Source organism: Pseudomonas sp. SMN5, assembly GCF_052041925.1.
Classification (GTDB): domain Bacteria; phylum Pseudomonadota; class Gammaproteobacteria; order Pseudomonadales; family Pseudomonadaceae; genus Aquipseudomonas.
Window position 1 is genome coordinate 1 of the sequence record NZ_JBKGGX010000053.1, and the last position, 4,178, is coordinate 4,178.

General features: G+C 64.3%; 3 protein-coding genes. 2 read left to right on the forward strand and 1 reads right to left on the reverse strand.

Annotated elements, in window-relative coordinates:
* Window positions 1–61: 61 nt before the first annotated feature.
* A complete protein-coding gene (locus ACLEJR_RS26880) occupies window positions 62–1,552 on the reverse strand; it encodes a leucyl aminopeptidase (protein ID WP_440797459.1) in 1,491 nt (496 codons plus the stop codon).
* A gap of 375 nt (window positions 1,553–1,927) precedes the next feature.
* Here ACLEJR_RS26880 and lptF point away from each other — a divergent pair, with 375 nt between their 5' ends.
* The gene (gene lptF / locus ACLEJR_RS26885) at window positions 1,928–3,049 is read left to right on the forward strand and encodes an LPS export ABC transporter permease LptF (RefSeq protein ID WP_440797457.1); all 1,122 of its coding nucleotides are present in this window, start codon (window positions 1,928–1,930) and stop codon (window positions 3,047–3,049) included.
* Entirely contained in the window at window positions 3,042–4,103 is a 1,062-nt protein-coding gene (lptG, locus tag ACLEJR_RS26890; protein WP_440797455.1) for an LPS export ABC transporter permease LptG, read from the forward strand. Before lptF ends, lptG begins: the two co-directional genes overlap by 8 nt.
* Window positions 4,104–4,178: the final 75 nt, after the last annotated feature.

Here is a 4,178-nt window from a genome sequence, read left to right on the forward strand (position 1 = left end):
CCTCGCCCCCTCCCCCTCCCCCCCCCCCCCCCCCCTCCCCCCCCAGGAACGGTTATCGGTGTCAGGCCTTGGCGCGATCCAGCAGGTACTGGGTCAGCAGGGGCACCGGACGACCGGTGGCGCCCTTGTCCTTGCCACCGCTGGTCCAGGCTGTGCCGGCGATGTCCAGGTGCGCCCAGTTCAGGTTCTTGGTGAAGCGCGACAGGAAGCACGCGGCGGTGATGGTCCCGGCCTTCGGCCCGCCGATGTTGGCGATGTCGGCGAACGGGCTGTCCAGCTGCTCCTGGTACTCATCGAACAGCGGCAGTTGCCAGGCGCGGTCGTCGGCTTGCTGACCGGCGCTGAGCAATTGGCCGATCAGCTCGTCGTTGTTGCCCAGAAGGCCCGAAGTGTGGGCGCCCAGGGCGACGACGCAGGCGCCGGTCAGGGTCGCGATGTCGATCACCGCTTGCGGCTTGAAGCGCTCGGAGTAGGTGAGGGCGTCGCACAGCACCAGGCGGCCTTCGGCGTCGGTGTTGAGGATTTCCACGGTCTGGCCGCTCATGGTGGTGACGATGTCGCCCGGACGCGAGGCGGTGCCGCTGGGCATGTTCTCGGCGCAGGCCAGGATGCACACCAGGTTGATCGGCAGTTTCAGTTCGAGCACGGCGCGCAGGGTGCCGAGCACGCTGGCGGCGCCGCCCATGTCGTACTTCATTTCATCCATGCCGGCGCCCGGCTTGAGGCTGATGCCGCCGGTGTCGAAGGTGATGCCCTTGCCAACCAGTGCGTAAGGCTTCTCGGACTTCTTGCCGCCGTTGTATTGCATGACGATCAGGCGCGGTGGCTGGGCGCTGCCCTGGCCGACGGCGTAGAACGAACCCATGCCCAGGTCCTTGATCTTCTTCTCGTCGAAGACTTCGACCTTCAGGCTCTTGAATTCCTTGCCCAGCGCCTTGGCCTGTTCCCCCATGAATGTCGGGTGGCAGATGTTCGGCGGCAGGTTGCCCAGGTCGCGAGTGAAGGCCATGCCGTTGGCAATCGCGGTGGCGTGGGTCACGGCGCGCTGGACTTCAGCCTGGGCGGCCTTGATGGTCAGCAGGGTGATTTTCTTCAGGGCGCGGGGTTCGGCTTTCTGGCTCTTGAAACGGTCGAACTGGTATTCGCCGTCCAGCAGGGTTTCGGCCAGCAGGCGGTTCTTGCCATAGCTATCGCGGCCCTTGACCACCAGTTCATCCAGGGCCAGGACCGCATCTGCGCCGCCCAGGCTCTTGAGCGTACCGAGCACGCCGGCGATGATCTTGCGCAGCGGGCGGTCGCCCAGTTCGGTGTCCTTGCCTACGCCAACCAGCAACACGCGGTCGGCCTTCAGATTGGGCAGGTTGTGCAACAACAGGCTCTGGCCCACTTTGCCGGCCAGGTCGCCACGCTTGAGCACGGCGCCGATGGCGCCGCCGCTCAGCGCGTCGAGCTGGGTGGCGACGACGCCGAGCTTGCGCTCTTCACCGACGGCCACGACCAGTGTGGCGGTCTTCAACGTTTCTGGGCTGACGCTTTTTACAACCAGTTCCATGTCCGGATCCCTGAGTGAATGGTCAAGATGCCAGGCGCTGACTGTGGCGAGGGAGCTGATTCCCGCTCGGTCGCACAGCAACCGCGAAGAAGCGGGGTCTGCTGCGCAGTCCGGCGGGAGCAAGCTCCCTCGCCACAAGTCCTGAGTGAAGCAGTCACGGTCGCGCCGGCGACAAAGGCCGCAGTTTGAACCCCGGCGCCCGAGCCTGACAACCCTCGCTTTGCAGCTTTAAGCAGCGGGTTAAAGCGTGCGCAGTGACAGGCGCCTCCAATCACAGGATAATGCGGCTCTTTTTTCGGCGGCGCGCTTCTGGCGGGCCGGCTCGATACGTTGCTTGTTTGGCCGCCTGAGCCTGACAATCCTGGAGTGTCTGGTTTGATCGTCTTCCGTTATCTATCCCGCGAAGTCCTGCTGACCCTGAGCGCCGTCAGCGCCGTGCTGCTGGTCATCATCATGAGCGGGCGCTTCATCAAGTACCTCGCCCAGGCGGCCTCCGGGGCCCTGGACCCGGGCTCGCTGTTCCTGATCATGGGGTTCCGCCTGCCGGGCTTTTTGCAGCTGATCCTGCCACTAGGGTTGTTCCTGGGCATCCTGCTGGCGTACGGCCGGTTGTACCTGGACAGCGAAATGACCGTGCTGTCGGCCACCGGCATGAGCCAGCAACGTCTGTTTCGCATGACCCTGTTCCCGGCGACGCTGGTGGCGCTGGTGGTGGCCTGGCTGAGCCTGAGTCTGTCGCCCCAGGGCGCCAACCAGTTCCAGTTGCTGATCAACCAGCAGGACGCCATGACCGAATTCGACACCCTGGTGCCGGGCCGCTTCCAGGCCTTGCGCGATGGCACGCGGGTGACCTATACCGAGCAGCTGTCGGATGACCGGGTCAACCTGGGCGGCGTGTTCATCACCCAGAAGAACCTGTCTTCGGATGAGAAGAAGGACCGCGGCATTTCCGTGCTGGTGGCCGAAAAGGGCCGTCAGCAGATCAGCCCCGAGGGCAACCGCTACCTGATCCTGGAAAACGGCTATCGCTACGACGGCAAGCCGGGCCAGGCCGATTACCGGGCGATCCAGTACGAGACCTATGGCGTGCTGCTGCCCAAGCCCGAGGTCAGCGAAGAAGTCACCGACCGCGACGCCATGCCCACCGCCAGCCTGTTGGGCAGCGATGACATTCGCGCCCGCACCGAACTGCAATGGCGCTTGTCGCTGCCGTTGCTGGTGTTCATCGTAACCCTCATGGCGGTCCCGCTGGCGCGGGTCAATCCACGCCAGGGTCGTTTCCTCAAGCTGCTGCCGGCGATTCTTCTCTATATGGCTTACCTGACCATCCTGATCTCCGCCCGTGGGGCCCTGGAAAAAGGCAAGATTGCACCGACGCTGGGCCTGTGGTGGGTGCACGGCATCTTCCTGGCCATTGGCCTGGGGCTGCTCTATTGGGAGCCGCTGCGTCTGAAACTGGCCAGCCGCCGCAACGTGTCGGAGGTGGCCCGTGGTTAAACTCGACCGCTACATCGGCAGCAGCGTGTTCATGGCGATCCTCGCGGTGCTGGGGATTATCCTTGGCCTGGCGACCCTGTTTGCCTTCATCGACGAAATGAGCGACGTCAGTGATACCTATACCCTGGCGGACGTGGCGAGCTACGTGCTGTTGACCGCGCCACGGCGGCTCTACGACATGTTGCCGATGGCCGCATTGATCGGTTGCCTGATCGGCCTGGGCAGCCTGGCGAGCAACAGCGAGCTGACCATCATGCGCGCCGCCGGCGTGTCCATCGGACGGATCGTCTGGGCGGTGATGAAGCCGATGCTGGTGCTGATGCTGGTGGGCATACTGATCGGTGAGTACGTCGCCCCGGCAACCGAAAATACCGCCCAGGCCAACCGCTCCCTGGCCCAGGGTGGCGGCGATGCGCAAAGCGCCAAGCATGGCCTGTGGCACCGCCAGGGCGACGAGTTCATCCACATCAACTCGGTGCAGCCCAACGGCGTGCTTTATGGGGTGACCCGCTATCGCTTCGACGACCAGCGGCACATGCTTTCGTCGAGCTTTGCCAAGCGCGCGAACTTCGTCGAGGACCACTGGCAGCTGACTGATGTCACCACCACACTGTTCCACGACAAACGCACCGAAGTGGTCGCTGCCCCAGAGGAGCGCTGGGACGTGTCCATCAGCCCGCAACTGCTGAGCACCGTGGTGATGGCGCCGGAATCCCTGTCGATTACCGGATTGTGGGGTTACATCCACTATCTGGCGGATCAGGGTTTGAACAACGGTCGCTACTGGCTGGCTTTTTGGGTCAAGGTGTTGCAACCGTTGGTCACCGCCGCCCTGGTCCTGATGGCGATCTCCTTCATCTTCGGCCCGCTGCGTTCGGTGACCCTCGGTCAGCGGGTGTTTACCGGCGTGCTGGTGGGGTTCACCTTCCGTATCGCCCAGGATCTGCTGGGGCCGTCGAGCCTGGTGTTCGGTTTCTCGCCGCTGTTCGCGGTGCTGGTGCCGGCCGGGGTCTGCGCGCTGGCGGGGCTCTGGCTGCTGCGCCGGGCGGGTTGAGCCAAATTCAAGGCGAGCGGGCTTCTGTGGGGAGGGGGGGTTTTTCCCCCCCCCCAACACCCCCCCACAAACAAG

What these genes read in the sequence shown, in the direction of transcription:
- ACLEJR_RS26880 (WP_440797459.1), bottom strand. Translation starts at nt 1,552, where the DNA reads ATGGAACTGGTTGTAAAAAGCGTCAGCCCAGAAACGTTGAAGACCGCC.